The sequence below is a fragment of the Pseudomonas sp. M5A4_2d genome (assembly GCF_053345295.1).
The window spans coordinates 36,308-51,468 of sequence record NZ_JBKEZW010000012.1 but is presented as its reverse complement, the minus strand read 5'-3'; the positions used below and the strand labels follow the sequence as shown (position 1 = coordinate 51,468).

The following is a 15,161-nucleotide window of genomic DNA, read 5'->3' as shown; positions in this document are numbered from 1 at the left end:
CCGGTGGCGGAATACTTCCAACTGCTGCGCCGCGACCTTACCGCCAGCCTGCCTGCGCCGCAGTGGCCAGCGGAGATCCGGCTGGAGCATTACCGCGACGAGCTGGCCCCGGCGATTCATGCGGTGTTGCGCATGACCCAGGATCAAGGCGGTGGTCGTGTCGCCAGCCTGGAACACTGGCGGCAGCAGTTCGTCACCGATGCCGAGTTCGACCCGACGCTGTGCCTGGTGGCCAGTCACCGTGACGGTATTCTCGGCGTGGCTCAATGCTGGACCAGCGCGTTTATCAAGAACCTCTCCATACACCCCTGCGCCCAAGGCCAGGGGCTGGGTCGCGCGTTGCTGCTGCACACCTTTCAGGTGTTCAAGCAGCGCGGCGAACCCTACGTAGACCTCAAAGTACGCGAGAGCAACCTGCGCGCCCGGCAACTGTATGAAAGTGCAGGCATGGTCTTTGTGCTGCGCGACCTGGTCCCCGCAGACTGACAGGCACTGGCGCATAACTTGCTTCCACAGAGCCTGAACAGTGAATAGAGGCAAAATCCCGCCACTGTTCAAGAGTGCCCTCTGACCTTGCCTGGTGACAGATCCTCCATGAACACTCATTTTTCCTGCGTGAGTTGCGGCAAATGCTGCACCGACCATCATGTGCCCCTGACCCTCGAAGAGGCCCGGAGTTGGGCGGCTGACGGCGGTAACGTTATTGTTCTGGTAGAGGGTTTTCTCGGCAATGGCCTGGGCTTGCCCGTGCTACAACGCGAACACGCCGAGCGCCGTTCGGTGGTGGTGCCCAGTGGCAATACCGAGGCGTTTGTGGCCATCACGTTTGCCGCCTACAACGCCGGGCGCTGCCGGAATCTTGACGAAGACAACCGCTGCGGCATTTATGAGCGCCGCCCGTTGGTGTGCCGTATCTACCCGATGGAAATCAACCCGCACATCCCGCTGAACCCTGCCGCCAAGGACTGCCCGCCGGAATCCTGGGAACAGGGCCCGGCGCTGATCGTGGGAGGCGAGTTGGTGGACCAGCAGCTGGCAGAACTGATCCGCCGCTCCCGGCAGGCAGACCGTGACGACGTACACACCAAAGAGGCTGTGTGTGCGCTGCTGGGCATTCGCACCACCGCGCTAAAGGGCGATGGGTTTACCGCGTACCTTCCCGACATGCACGCCTTTGCCCAGGCCATCGAGCTGGCGGTTGACCAGCCATCCGTGGCCAGTGAGTGGGTGTTTCATGTGTCCGGCCTGGACATCGCCGAGCAGTTGCTGGATGCCGGCGCACAGATTGCTACCGAGGTGCCGGCCAACTACGCGTTTATTTCCCTGCGCACGGCTTGAGCACACAGGTTGCAAGGCGTCAGAAGCTGGCTATGAACCTGTCCTGCGCCAGCGCGCGCAATTAATGAACCGTCACGGCGCTTCCAAGTGGTAGGGCGCGAGGATCCGTTGGTATTGGCCGTTTTGCATCAGCTCTTCAAGGGCACGGTTGAGTTGATTGCGTAACGCCGTATCGGGCTTGCGCACCGCGATCGCCACGCCGTCGCCCAACAGTTCGGCCGAAATGGCAGGGCCCAGGAAGTTGAAATCCTGGCCGGCGTCGGTGTCGAGCAGCGCGCCCCGAATTTCCACGGTGCCCTGCAGGGTCGCATCGATATCGCCGGCCACCAGGCTGCGGACCAGTTCGTCATTGAGCCAGAAACTCTCGATGATCACGCCCTCGGGCGCCCACTTCGAGCGGGTAAAAGCTTCGCGGTTGCTGCCCAGCAATACACCCACTCGCTTGCCCTTGAGCGAACTGATGGTCGGCATCAGGCCTGAGGATCTGCGGGCGACCAAACGCGTCGTGAAGGGATAAAGGTTATCGGTGAAGCCCACCCATCGCCGCCGTTCAGACGTGGGTGCCATCCCCATGATCGCATCGAATTGCCGGGCATCAAGCGCGGGGATGTTTTCGACAAGCACCTGGTCGACCCAGGTGCAGCGCACCTTCAGTTGCTGGCACAGGGCGTTACCCAGGTCGATATTCAGGCCGACCAGTTGGCCTTGCAGGTTGCGGCTTTGGAAAGGCGGGAATTGCGCGGCAACAGCGAAGCGGATTTCGCGCCGAGGCGGTTCAATAACCGCAACGGCATCAATCGAGAACAACAGGGCAAGCAGTGCAAAGCGCTGTATCAGTGCCACGGGAAACGTCCTTTTCCTGAAAGACCAGCCTCACTGCACCCAGCTCCGTTCAATTAATGGGGCGGTGCAGCGGCTGTGCAAACTTTCAAGAAACGGTCGCGGACCTACAATCAGAAATATAAGCAGAACCTGTAGGCAAACGCCGCTATAGCGCTCGCTGACTTATTCTTAGCGTTTACCCATGGAGCGACGAGTGCCCGGCGGGGCCATGCCTGGCGACTTGGTGTGGCCGTTTTTGGCGCCATTTTTATACCAAGGCTGGGCGGCATTCTTGGCCCCGGCCAGTTCACCCGGCTTGAACGGAAACTTGAACGCCGGGATCTCGGCTTTCTCAACGCTTTCAGCGCTGGCCGGATCGACGAGGTCGGCCGCTTCAACAGGGGGTTGTGTCGGGGAAGTCATGAAAGCTCCGGGGCGTGCAAAAAAATGAGGCAGGGCCAACTTGCGGGCCACGCTGGCGCGCAGTATACCTGCGCGCCTGGGATCTTTAACCACCGCTGGTACGAATGGTCGGAGTTTACTGACAGCCCTGTCAGTTAGCAGTCACCGTGCTGACCGGGTCGGCAGGCTATAAATGACCTTCACTCTCCCACCCCTTTGCCCCGGCGCCCCACCCCATGCACATTCAACGAAAAACCGCCTTGATCGTGGGTGCCCTCGTGGTCGTGGCAATTACAGCTTGGGCATTCAACCGACCGGCCAAGAGCAAACTGGCGGCGTCGACCGCTATTCCGGTACGGGTGGTGAGTGTCACGCAACAGGACATCCCCCGGTTTGTCAGCGGGATCGGCTCGGTGCTGTCGTTACACAGCGTGGTGATCCGCCCGCAAATCGACGGCATCCTCACCAAGCTGCTGGTCAAAGAGGGCCAGTTGGTCAAGGCCGGTGACTTGCTGGCGACGATCGATGACCGCTCGATCCGCGCCAGCCTCGACCAGGCCAAGGCTCAACTGGGGGAAAGCCAGGCGCAGCTGCAAGTGGCGTTGGTCAACCTCAAACGCTACAAAGAACTGAGCATCGACGACGGCGTCTCGAAGCAGACCTATGACCAGCAACAAGCCTTGGTCAACCAGCTCAAGGCCACGGCGCAAGGTAATCAGGCCGCGATTGATTCGGCCCAAGTACAACTCTCCTACACCCAGATTCGCTCGCCGGTCACTGGCCGCGTCGGTATTCGCACGGTAGATGAGGGCAACTTCCTGCGCATGAGTGACACCCAGGGCCTGTTCTCCGTGACGCAAATCGACCCGATTGCCGTCGAATTTTCCTTACCGCAACAAATGCTACCAACCCTGCAAGGCTTGATCGCGGCGCCGACCCAAGCCAGCGTCGATGCCTACATGGGGGCCGACACCGACGGCCAGACCGGCGACCTGCTCGGCGAAGGCCACTTGAGCCTGATCGACAACCAGATCAGTTCCACCACCGGCACCTTGCGCGCCAAGGCTGAATTCCAGAACGCCTCGCAGCGCCTGTGGCCGGGGCAACTGGTGACCATCAAGATCCAGACCGCCCTCGACAAAAATGCCCTGGTGGTACCGCCGACCGTGGTGCAACGCGGCCTGGATTCGCATTTCGTGTACCGCATCAACGGTGACAAGGTGGAGGTTGTGCCGGTGCAGATCACCTATCAGAACAGCGATGTGAACATCATCAAGGGCGTGCAGGCCGGCGATGTACTGGTCAGCGACGGCCAATCGCGACTCAAGGCCGGCGCCCAGGTGGAAGTGCTCAAAGAACCGCCTCAAGTCATCCGTACCGTCGACGCCAAGGTGCAGCCATGAGTGGCAGCCGTTCGCCGTCCGCCTGGTGCGTCGACCACCCGGTTGCCACCCTGCTGCTGACCTTTGCTTTGGTGCTGTTGGGGCTGATTGCCTTCCCGCGACTGGCCATCGCCCCACTGCCGGAAGCGGAATTTCCGACCATCCAGGTGACCGCAACCCTGCCCGGCGCCAGCCCGGACACCATGGCGTCGTCGGTTGCTACGCCGCTGGAGGTGCAATTCAGCGCCATCCCCGGCATGACCCAAATGACCTCCAGCAGTGCCTTGGGCTCAAGCCTCCTGACCCTGCAATTCACCCTGAACAAGAGCATCGACACCGCTGCCCAGGAAGTGCAGGCGGCGATCAACACCGCGTCCGGCAAACTGCCCAGTGATATGCCGAGCCTGCCGACCTGGAAGAAGGTCAACCCGGCGGACAGCCCGGTGCTGATCCTCAGCGTCAGCTCCGACAACATGCCCAGCACCGAACTGAGCGACTATGTGGAAACCCTGTTGGCCCGTCAGATCAGCCAGATCGACGGCGTCGGCCAGATCAACATCACCGGCCAGCAGCGCCCGGCGATTCGTGTACAAGCCTCGCCGGATAAACTTGCGGCGATCGGCCTGACCCTCGCCGACGTGCGCCTGGCTATTCAACAGTCCAGTTTGAACCTGGCCAAAGGCGCGATTTACGGCGAGAACAGTGTGTCGACCCTGTCGACCAACGACCAATTGTTTCAGCCGGAGGAATACGGCCAGTTAATCGTTTCCTACAAAAATGGCGCGCCGGTTCAACTGCGTGATGTCGCCAAAGTCATCAATGGTTCGGAAAACGCCTACGTCCAGGCCTGGTCCGGCGATACACCGGGGGTCAACCTGGTCATTTCGCGCCAGCCCGGCGCCAACATTGTCGAGACCGTCGACCGCATTCAAGCCGAGTTGCCGCGCCTGGAGGGCATGTTGCCGGCGTCGGTGCAGGTCAGCGTGTTGACCGACCGCACCAAGACCATCCGCGCCTCCCTGCATGAAGTGGAAGTCACCTTGCTGATCGCCATCTTGCTGGTGGTGGCCGTGATGGCACTGTTCCTGCGCCAGTTATCCGCGACGATGATTGTGTCCAGCGTGCTGGGTGTGTCGCTGATCGCCAGTTTCGCCTTGATGTACCTGATGGGCTTCAGCCTGAACAACCTGACGCTGGTGGCGATCGTGATCGCCGTGGGCTTTGTGGTGGACGATGCCATCGTGGTGGTGGAGAACATTCACCGCCACCTGGAAGCAGGGCTCGACAAGCGCGAAGCCGCGATCAAGGGTTCCGGCGAGATTGGCTTTACCGTGGTGTCCATCAGCTTCTCGCTGGTGGCGGCGTTTATTCCGCTGCTGTTCATGGGCGGCGTGGTCGGGCGGCTGTTCAAGGAGTTTGCGCTGACGGCCACGTCGACCATCCTGATTTCGGTGGTGGTCTCGCTGACACTGGCGCCTACCCTGGCCGCGTTGTTCATGCGCGCGCCGACGCATCACGCCCACGACAAACCCGGCTTCAGCGAACGCCTGCTCGCCGGCTACGCGCGTAACCTGCGCCGTGCATTGGCCCATCAACGTACGATGGCGGCCATTTTCATGGTGACCCTGGCCTTGGCCGTGGTCGGCTACGTGTTTATCCCCAAGGGTTTCTTCCCGGTACAGGACACCGGCTTTGTACTCGGCACCAGCGAAGCGGCGGCCGACGTGTCGTACCCGGACATGGTCGCCAAGCACAAGGCCCTGGCCGAAATCATCAAGGCTGACCCGGCGGTGGAAGCCTTTTCCCACTCGGTGGGCGTCACCGGCAGCAACCAGACCATCGCCAACGGCCGCTTCTGGATCGCCTTGAAAGACCGCGGTGATCGCGATGTATCCGCCAGCCAGTTCATCGACCGCATCCGCCCAAAACTGGCGAAGGTGCCGGGTATCGTGCTGTACCTGCGCGCCGGCCAGGACATCAACCTCAGCTCCGGCCCCAGCCGCGCCCAGTATCAGTATGTGCTCAAGAGCAACGACGGCCCGACGCTGAACACCTGGACCCAACGCCTGACCGAAAAACTGCGCGCCAACCCGGCCTTCCGCGACCTGTCCAACGACCTGCAACTGGGCGGCAGCATTACCCACATCAGCATCGACCGTCAGGCCGCTGCGCGCTTTGGCCTGACCGCTACCGATGTCGACCAGGCGCTCTATGACGCGTTCGGCCAGCGTCAGATCAACGAGTTCCAGACCGAGATCAACCAGTATCAAGTGGTGCTCGAACTGGACAGCCAGCAACGCGGCAAGGCCGAAAGCCTGAACTACTTCTACCTGCGTTCACCCCTGACCAACGAGATGGTGCCGCTGTCGGCGCTGGCCAAGGTCGACCCGCCGACCGTGGGGCCGTTGTCCATCAGCCATGACGGCATGTTCCCCGCCGCCAACCTGTCCTTCAACCTCGCCCCCGGCGTGGCGTTGGGTGATGCGGTGATCATGCTCAACCAGGCCAAGAATGAAATCGGCATGCCGGCCACCATGATCGGCACGTTCCAGGGTGCGGCCCAGGCGTTCCAGAGTTCGTTGGCCAGCCAGCCGTGGCTGATCCTCGCCGCGTTGGTGGCGGTCTACATTATTCTGGGTGTGCTGTATGAGAGCTTCGTGCACCCGTTGACGATCATCTCCACCTTGCCCTCGGCGGGCCTGGGTGCACTGATCATGCTGTGGCTGCTGGGCCAGGATTTTTCGATCATGGCCTTGATCGGCCTGGTGTTGCTGATCGGGATTGTGAAGAAAAACGGCATCCTGATGATCGACTTTGCCCTGGAAGCCCAGCGCGTACGCGGGCTGGCGCCTGAGGAGGCGATTTACGAAGCGTGCGTCACCCGGTTCCGACCGATCATCATGACCACCCTCGCCGCCTTGCTCGGCGCGGTGCCGTTGATGCTCGGTTCCGGGCCTGGTGCGGAACTGCGTCAGCCGCTGGGTATCGCAGTGGTTGGCGGCTTGCTGGTGAGCCAGGCGCTGACCCTGTTCACCACACCGGTCATATACTTGTACCTTGAACGGTTTTTCCACCGGCCCAAACCAGCCCCTGAGCTGGCGACCACACACTGAGGCTCAGGCCCCGTCCTGGAGCAAAAGGCTCATGCGCGTCCTGATTATTGAAGATGAAGAAAAAACCGCGGACTACCTGCACCGCGGCCTGACGGAGCAAGGCTACACCGTCGATGTGGCGCGCGAAGGCGTCGAGGGTTTGCACCTGGCGCTGGAGAACGATTACGCGGTGATCGTGCTCGACGTGATGCTGCCCGGCCTCGATGGCTTCGGCGTATTGCGAGCACTGCGTGCGCGCAAGCAAACGCCGGTGATCATGCTCACCGCCCGCGAGCGCGTGGAAGACCGCATTCGTGGCCTGCGTGAAGGTGCCGACGACTATTTGGGCAAACCGTTTTCGTTCCTGGAACTGGTGGCGCGCCTGCAAGCCCTGACCCGTCGCAGCGGCGGCCATGAGCCGGTGCAGGTCACCGTCGCCGACCTGTGGATCGATTTGATCAGCCGCAAGGCCAGTCGCAACGGCTTGCGCCTGGACCTGACCGCCAAGGAGTTCTCACTGCTCAGCGTCTTGGCGCGGCGCCAGGGTGAGATCCTGTCCAAGACCGCCATTGCGGAGATGGTCTGGGACATCAATTTCGACAGCGACGCCAATGTGGTCGAAGTGGCAATCAAGCGCCTGCGCGCCAAGCTCGACGGGCCGTTCGAGCACAAGCTGCTGCACACCATTCGCGGCATGGGCTACGTGCTGGAGAACCGCAGTGTCGGCTAACTCCATCGCCCTGCGCCTGAGCGGCATGTTCACCCTGGTGGCGCTGCTGATCTTCGTGTTGATCGGCGGCGCGCTGTACCAGCAAGTGGATCGGGGCCTGGGGTTGTTGCCGGAGGCCGAGCTGGAGGCGCGCTACAGCGTGCTGGAATCGTCGGTGAACCGCTTCGGCACGCCGGACCACTGGGCGAAAATCACCGCCAAACTGAAATTGCTCGGCGAGGAAGACAAGCGCATCCGCTTCTGGGTGGTGAGCAGCGACCCGAACTACGAGTACGGCAACCCCGACGCGCAGATCCGCGCCTTCGCCCAAGGGCCGACCGGCAAACGCGACTTGCGCCTGCCTGGGCATAAATACCCGTTCAAGGTGTTGCTGAGCCAATTCCCGGCCAAAGAACAACGCCCGCCGCTGCGCTTTATGATCGCCATCGACACCGAAAACTTCCGCGCCACCCAGCACCACCTGTTGATGGCCTTGATCGGCCTGGCGTTCGTCGGCGTGGTCCTGGCGGCGCTGCTGGGGTTCTGGGTCTCGCGTATCGGCCTCAAGCCGCTGGGCAAACTCTCGGATGAAGCGCAAAAACTCGCACCGCCCAAACTCTCCGGGCGCCTGCACTTGTCGCCGTTGCCGCCGGAGCTGAGCCAGTTCGTCAACTCGTTTAACTCAACGCTGGATCGGGTTGAACAGGCCTACTCGCGCCTGGAGTCATTCAACGCCGACGTCGCCCACGAACTGCGCTCGCCGCTGACCAACCTGATCGGCCAGACCCAAGTAGCGCTGACGCGCGGCCGTTCCGCCGAGCATTACTTCGAGGTGTTGCAATCGAACCTCGAAGAGCTGGAACGCCTGCGCTCGATCATCAATGACATGCTGTTCCTCGCCAGCGCCGACCAGGGCAGCAAGGCCACCAAGCTGATTGAAAGCTCCCTGGCCGATGAAGTCGCCACCACCCTCGACTACCTGGACTTCATCCTCGAAGACGCCCAAGTCAAGGTTCGGGTGCGCGGCGATGCCGTGGTGCAGATCGAAAAAGCCCACCTGCGCCGCGCACTGATCAACCTGCTGAGTAATGCGGTACAGCACACCGCGCCAGGGCAGATCATCGAAGTGAACATCGAAGTGCAGGCGCATCAGGTGGCCATCGGGGTGACCAACCCTGGCGATGAAATTGCCAGCGAGCATTTGCCACGGCTGTTCGAACGCTTCTATCGGGTGGACGCGTCGCGCAGCAACAGCGGGGCCAATCACGGGTTGGGGCTGGCCATCGTCAAGGCGATTGCGTTGATGCATGGCGGGGATGTGTTTGTGCGCAGTGACGGTGGCGGCAATACGTTTGGCATTACGTTGCCCGTCTAAATCTTTAGAACACCTCAGTCATTGTGGGAGCGGGCTTGCTCGCGAATGCGCAGTGTCAGTCGCCACATGTGCTGGCTGACCCACTGCTTTCGCGAGCAAGCCCGCTCCCACATTTAGATCTCGGCGCATCGACCCAGACATTGACTGTTGCGGTTTGGGCAACAGTCATTATCTTGTTACACTCTGTATCGCACCGCTCGCCTGCGTTACTTTGACGCACCGATGAGCGCGACGGCAAAGACAGCTTCCCCGCTCACCCGAATTTCCCTCGACTTATTTCCAGGGCTCTACACTGGGAATCTGTTTAAAGCCGCTGACTTCAGCGGCTTTTTTTTGCCGTTAAAAAAGGCCAGGCATACCCCCACGACATTGGCCGTTTTCGATTGACCAAAGGAGCTCCACCGGTGAAGAACTCGCTGACGTTCACCCCGTTATTCCTCGCGATTGCAGCAACGATCATCCCCCTTGCCCACGCGGCAGACACGCCTAAAGCTGACGGCTTTGTCGAAGGTTCAAGCTTCAAAATCAACACCCGCAACTACTACATGAACCGCGACCGTCGCGACATTCACACCGATGACAGCAAGGAATGGGGCCAGGGCTTTATCGGCACCTTCGAGTCCGGCTTCACCGAGGGCACCGTCGGCTTTGGCCTCGACCTCAACGCCATGCTCGGCCTCAAGCTTGACGGCGGTGGCGGCACCGATGGCTCCAGCATCCTGCCCGTAGGCTCCGGCAACGGCAAAGCCCCAGGCTCGTTCTCCACCGCTGGCGGCACCTTGAAAATGCGTGCCTTCGACACCGAACTGAAGGCCGGTGACCTGTTCCTCAACAACCCGGTCATCGCCGGCGGCATGACCCGCATGTTGCCGCAGGACTTCCGTGGCGTAAGCCTGACCAACCACAGCTTCGACGGCTGGATGCTCGAAGGCGGCCAGGCCAGTTTCACCAAGCTCTACAACCAGAGCGGCCACCGTCGCATCGGCACCAGCTACGGCACGCTGCCGGACCACGCCGACAGCCAGCACCTGAACTGGGCCGGCGTGTCGTTCAGCGGTGTTCCCGGCCTGACCAGCAACCTGTATGCCTCCGAACTCAAGGATGTATGGCATCAGTATTACTACGACCTGGACTACACCTACGCGCTGAATGATCTGGTCAGCCTCAACCCCGGCCTGCACTACTACCACACCGAGGACACCGGCCAGTCGCTGCTGGGCACTATCGACAACAACACCTACAGCCTGCATTTCACCGTCGGCGTGGGTAACCACAGCGTCACCGCTGCCTACCAGCGGGTCAACGGCAACACGCCGTTCGACTACATCAGCCAGGGCGACAGCATTTACCTGGATAACTCCCAGCAATACTCGGACTTCAACGGCCCCAACGAGCGCTCGTGGAAACTCAAGTATGCCTACGACTTCGCCGGCCTCGGCATGCCCGGGCTGACGTCCGCCGTGTCCTATATCAGCGGCAAGACCGACCTGACCAAAGTCGACCCGAACAGCCGTGGCTACAGCGCCTGGTACAGCGCCGATGGCAAGGACGCGAAACACTGGGAGCGGGATATCGACCTGAAGTACGTGGTGCAAGGCGGCAAAGCCAAGGATTTGGCCGTGCGGCTGCAGTGGGCGACCAACCGCGGCGGCAACGGCTACTCGGCAGTGGACCGGGATGTGGATGAGTACCGGGTGATCGTGGACTACCCGATCAACGTGTTCTAAGGCACTGATCTTTCTTTTTAACCCATGATTTAATTTTCATCGCGTAGAACTAAACTGCCAGTATCTTCCCTGCTGAAGCCTGCGCGATGAGTCCACCCCGCACTCCTACCCTGCCTGCACGCCCGGAGCTTTTGCTGATTCTGGGCAGTAGTCTCACCGTCACCCTGATTGTGGTTATCGTCGCCGCGTTGCTGACCCGCGAACACGCCAGCACCGTGCAGGCGGCCAAGCGCGCGAGCACCAACATTACCCAACTGATCAACGCCGATGTGCTGCGTAATGTCGAACTCTATGACTTGGCGCTGCAGGGCCTGATCTCGGCCACCGAGCGCAAGGACCTGTCGCAGGCGTCCCCGGACATCCGCCACATGGTGCAGTTTGATCAATCCACCGCGGCGCCCTTCAAAGGTGAAGTGCTGTTGCTGGATGCCGATGGAAACGTGATCGCCGACTCCTCGACCCTCTGGCCGACGCCGCGCAATTTCGCCAACCGTGATTATTTCCAGACCCATAAACAAAACGCGCAGGCGGGGCTGTTTATCAGCCGCCCGTTCAAGATCCGCTGCGCCTGCGATCAGGTGTGGCGCATCGCGTTCAGTCGCAGGGTAGCGGGCCCGGACGGCGAATTCGCTGGCGTGGCCGTGGCGACGATGCGCCTGGCGTATTTCGATCAATTGTTCAACCGCCTGACCATCGGCAATGGCAGCTCCGTCAACCTGCTGAACAATCAGGGCATTCTCCTGGCCCAGCAGCCGTTGCTGGAGCGCGACATGATTGATAAGGACCTGAGCGATCGGCCCAATTTCAAACGTATATTGCGCGAAGGCGAAGGCAGCTTCCGGGCGATCTCGACCCTCAGCGGTACTGAGCGTTTGTACACGTTCACCAATGTCGGCGAGTTGCCGCTGATTGTGGTGGTGGCGCTGGCCAGCGAGGACGTGTTCGCGCCCTGGAAGCGCGCCGCACTGCTGACCAGTGGCGCCACCGGCGTGCTGTGTATTGGCCTGCTATGGCTGACCTGGATGCTGCGCCACGAACTACGCCGCCGCTATCGTGCCGAGCAGGAACTGTCTGAGCTGGCAGCCACCGATGCCCTGACCGGGCTTGCCAACCGCCGCACTCTGGACCAGCGCCTGCGTCAGGAATGGGACCGTGCGCAACGTTCGACCGAACCGCTGACGCTGCTGATGATCGACGTTGACCACTTCAAGGCCTTCAACGACCGCCATGGCCACCGCGGTGGCGACGAGGCATTGCGCACGGTCGCCCAAGTCATCGGCAGTAACATCCGTCGCCCGGCCGACTTGGCCGCACGTTATGGAGGGGAAGAATTTGCAGTGGTGCTGCCCGACACGGATGCCAAGGGCGCCTGGGTGATCGCCGAACATATCCGCAGCAGTGTCGAACACTTGCCACGGGTAGCCGGCGCCGAGCATCCGATTACCGTGAGTATCGGCATGAGTACCTGGGACAAACACAGCCGCTTGCCTCTGGAAGCTTTGCTGCTGCGGGCGGATCAGGCGTTGTATGAGGCCAAGCACAGTGGGCGCAACCGGGTTGTGGAGGCTGCCGCGCGCTGAACTGACCCTGCACAGCCATACAAGGACTACGCTATTGGCATCCTCGAAGCAGAAGTAAGCCCGATGAGCCCACGCCTTTCCCGCCCCACACGTCGCCCGGAACGCTTGTTGATCCTGGGCAGCGTCCTCACGGCCCTGTTGATCGTGGGGATGGTGGCGGCGCTGTTGATTCGCGAACACGCCAATACCCTGCAGACCGCCCAACGCACCGCGAACAACATCACCCAACTGATCGACACCGATGTGCTGCGCAACATCGAGCTCTACGACATGGCACTCAAGGGGCTGATCGCCGCCACCGAACGCAGTGACCTGCAAGACGTCTCAGCCAGTATTCGCCACCTCATACTGTTCGACCGCTCCGCTGCCGCGCCATACAAGGGCGATACCCTGCTGCTGGATGCCAATGGCGAGGTCATCGCAGACGCTTCCTTACTCACGCCAAAGAAAGAAAATTTTGCTGATCGTGACTACTTCCAGGCTCAACGGAACAATCCGGACCTCGGGCTGTATATCAGCCGCCCGTTCATGGCGCGCTGCGTGTGCGACGATAAGTGGCGTATTGCATTCAGCCGCCGCCTATCCGGGCCGGACGGGCGCTTCCAGGGCGTCGCGGTGGCCACCATGCGCCTGTCGTACTTCCATCAGTTGTTCAGCAGCCTGAATATCGGCAGCAACAGCACCATCAACCTGATCAACCACGAAGGCATTGTGCTGGCACAGCACCCCCTGCTGGCTCAGGACCTGATCAATAAGGACTTCAGCCAGCGTCCCAACGTGACGCGGATGCTCAAGGAACGTGAGGGCAACTTTCGAGGCATTTCCAGCGTTGACCGGCAGGAACGGCTTTATACCTTCTCCAGCGTCGGCAACTTGCCGCTGATCGTGGCGGTGGCCCTGTCCAGCGACGAAGTTTTCGCCCAATGGAAGCGAGCCGCCCTGCTGATCAGCTTCGCGACGGGCGTGCTGTGCATTGGCCTATTGTGGTTGACCTGGATGCTGAGCAAAGAACTGCGCCGCCGCCATCGCGCCGAACAGGTGCTGTCAGAACTGGCAGCCACCGACGCACTGACCGGCCTGGCCAACCGCCGCACCCTGGACCAGCGTCTGCACCTGGAATGGGACCGTGCGCAACGCTCGACCGAGCCGCTGACACTGCTGATGATCGATGTTGACCACTTCAAGGCCTTCAACGATCGCCATGGCCATCACGGTGGTGACGAGGCCTTGCGCGCGGTGGCTCACGTCATCGAAGATAACATCCGCCGGCCAGCCGATCTGGCGGCACGATTTGGCGGGGAGGAGTTTGCGGTGGTGCTGCCGCACACCGACGTCAAGGGCGCGTGGGTGATTGCCGAGCATATCCGCAGCAGTGTCGAGCACTTGCCACGGGTGGCCGGTGCCGAGCGGCCGATTACCGTGAGTATCGGCATGAGTACCTGGGATAAACGCAGCCGCACTACCTTGGAGGCATTGTTGCTGAGTGCCGATCAGGCGCTGTATGAGGCCAAGCACACAGGACGCAATCGGATTGTGGATGCTGCAACGCTTTGAGATTCGTGAGTGCGCAGCCAATCGATGTGGGCGTTGTCGAGCTTCAGCGCGGCTGCGAGGCAGGCGCCTCGGTATAACTGACACACCTCAGTGATGCTATCGCAGGCAAGCCAGCTCCCACATGGAATGGCTGCGCTCTCAGAAAAGGCGGGCATAAAAAAAGGCCACCCGAAGGCAGCCTTTCAAAACTAAAGAAGAGAGTTGTTACTTACACCGCCGCAACGGGACGCATGTAAGAGATCGGTGCGGTGCTGGCATCTTCGAAGGTCACAACTTCCCAAGCATCTGTTTGTGCAATCAACTTGCGCAGCAGCTGGTTGTTCAGGGCGTGGCCCGACTTGAAGCCTTTGAACTCGCCTATCAGGCTATTGCCCAGCAGGTAGAGGTCACCGATTGCATCGAGGATCTTGTGCTTCACGAATTCGTCTTCATAGCGAAGGCCGTCTTCGTTCAGTACACCATCCGCGTCGACCACAATGGCGTTTTCAACGCTGCCGCCGAGTGCGAGGTTGTGCTTGCGCAGGTACTCGATGTCACTCATGAAACCAAAGGTACGGGCGCGGCTGACTTCTTTTACGAACGAAGTGCTGGAAAAATCCACGCTTGCACTTTGGGTGCGGTCACGGAATACCGGGTGATCGAAATCGATCTCAAAGCTCACTTTAAAGCCTTCGAACGGGACGAAGGTGGCGCGCTTGTCGCCGTCTTCTACTGTCACTTCCCGCAGAATGCGTATGAACTTCTTGGCTGCGTCCTGTTCTTCCAGGCCGGCAGATTGAATCAAGAATACGAAGGGACCAGCGCTGCCATCCATGATGGGGACTTCGGACGCGGAGAGCTCGACGTAGGCGTTATCGATGCCCAGGCCAGCCATGGCCGAGAGCAAGTGCTCCACCGTGTCCACTTTGACGTCACCGTTGACCAATGTGGTCGACATAGTGGTTTCGCCAACGTTTTCCGCGCGAGCAGGAATCTGCACCACAGGGTCCAGGTCGGCACGCACAAACACGATGCCGGTGTCGACAGGTGCAGGCTTGAGGGTCAGGTATACCTTCTCCCCGGAGTGCAGACCTACACCTGTGGCACGAATAATATTCTTCAGGGTGCGTTGTTTAATCATGGCTTGGACCGCTTCAGCGCAAATTGCGAACTGGTATCAACAAAGGCTGGCGATAATAGC

At 60.8% G+C, this 15,161-nt stretch carries 12 protein-coding genes; 9 read left to right on the top strand and 3 right to left on the bottom strand.

The genetic code is table 11. From position 1 onward, the window contains the following. Nucleotides 1-3: 3 nt before the first annotated feature. Both ACLBW8_RS24540 and ACLBW8_RS24535 read left to right on the top strand, forming a co-directional pair. The gene (locus tag ACLBW8_RS24540; RefSeq protein ID WP_447806503.1) at nt 4-486 is read left to right on the top strand and encodes a GNAT family N-acetyltransferase; all 483 of its coding nucleotides are present in this window, start codon (nt 4-6) and stop codon (nt 484-486) included. Nucleotides 487-594: 108 nt separating this feature from the next. Further along, entirely contained in the window at nt 595-1,338 is a 744-nt protein-coding gene (locus ACLBW8_RS24535) for a YkgJ family cysteine cluster protein (protein ID WP_447806502.1), read from the top strand. Nucleotides 1,339-1,410: 72 nt separating this feature from the next. On the opposite strand, the gene ACLBW8_RS24530 is transcribed toward ACLBW8_RS24535, so the two are convergent. Both ACLBW8_RS24530 and ACLBW8_RS24525 read right to left on the bottom strand, forming a co-directional pair. Further along, nucleotides 1,411-2,175: a transporter substrate-binding domain-containing protein gene (locus tag ACLBW8_RS24530; RefSeq protein ID WP_410524792.1), complete on the bottom strand. Its 765-nt coding sequence runs from the start codon at nt 2,173-2,175 to the stop codon at nt 1,411-1,413. Between the two features lie 174 nt (nt 2,176-2,349). After that, nucleotides 2,350-2,583 carry a hypothetical protein gene (locus ACLBW8_RS24525; RefSeq protein ID WP_053254483.1) on the bottom strand — a complete coding sequence of 78 codons (234 nt, stop codon included), beginning with the start codon at nt 2,581-2,583 and terminating at the stop codon, nt 2,350-2,352. 215 nt (nt 2,584-2,798) lie between these two features. Between ACLBW8_RS24525 and ACLBW8_RS24520 the strand changes: the two genes are divergently transcribed. The 7 genes from ACLBW8_RS24520 to ACLBW8_RS24490 all read left to right on the top strand — a co-directional run bounded on the left by ACLBW8_RS24520 (nt 2,799) and on the right by ACLBW8_RS24490 (nt 13,981). After that, the gene (locus ACLBW8_RS24520) at nt 2,799-3,965 is read left to right on the top strand and encodes an efflux RND transporter periplasmic adaptor subunit (protein WP_064450773.1); all 1,167 of its coding nucleotides are present in this window, start codon (nt 2,799-2,801) and stop codon (nt 3,963-3,965) included. Beyond that, nucleotides 3,962-7,057, top strand: a complete 3,096-nt coding sequence (locus ACLBW8_RS24515) for a multidrug efflux RND transporter permease subunit (protein ID WP_064450772.1) — start codon at nt 3,962-3,964, stop codon at nt 7,055-7,057. Before ACLBW8_RS24520 ends, ACLBW8_RS24515 begins: the two co-directional genes overlap by 4 nt. Before the next feature lie 31 nt (nt 7,058-7,088). Beyond that, a complete protein-coding gene (locus tag ACLBW8_RS24510; protein ID WP_053254480.1) occupies nt 7,089-7,766 on the top strand; it encodes a heavy metal response regulator transcription factor in 678 nt (225 codons plus the stop codon). Next, nucleotides 7,756-9,120: a heavy metal sensor histidine kinase gene (locus ACLBW8_RS24505; protein WP_064450770.1), complete on the top strand. Its 1,365-nt coding sequence runs from the start codon at nt 7,756-7,758 to the stop codon at nt 9,118-9,120. The genes ACLBW8_RS24510 and ACLBW8_RS24505 overlap by 11 nt, the downstream gene beginning before the upstream one ends. Nucleotides 9,121-9,524: 404 nt before the next feature. Then, on the top strand, nt 9,525-10,847 hold the full coding sequence (locus ACLBW8_RS24500) for an OprD family porin (protein WP_128590817.1): 1,323 nt from the start codon (nt 9,525-9,527) through the stop codon (nt 10,845-10,847). 86 nt (nt 10,848-10,933) lie between these two features. Next, nucleotides 10,934-12,427 carry a diguanylate cyclase gene (locus ACLBW8_RS24495; protein ID WP_447806501.1) on the top strand — a complete coding sequence of 498 codons (1,494 nt, stop codon included), beginning with the start codon at nt 10,934-10,936 and terminating at the stop codon, nt 12,425-12,427. A 63-nt stretch (nt 12,428-12,490) separates the two neighbouring features. Beyond that, on the top strand, nt 12,491-13,981 hold the full coding sequence (locus tag ACLBW8_RS24490) for a diguanylate cyclase (protein ID WP_447806500.1): 1,491 nt from the start codon (nt 12,491-12,493) through the stop codon (nt 13,979-13,981). A gap of 208 nt (nt 13,982-14,189) precedes the next feature. On the opposite strand, the gene lpxC is transcribed toward ACLBW8_RS24490, so the two are convergent. Further along, a complete protein-coding gene (gene lpxC, locus ACLBW8_RS24485; RefSeq protein WP_003216227.1) occupies nt 14,190-15,101 on the bottom strand; it encodes a UDP-3-O-acyl-N-acetylglucosamine deacetylase in 912 nt (303 codons plus the stop codon). Nucleotides 15,102-15,161: the final 60 nt, after the last annotated feature.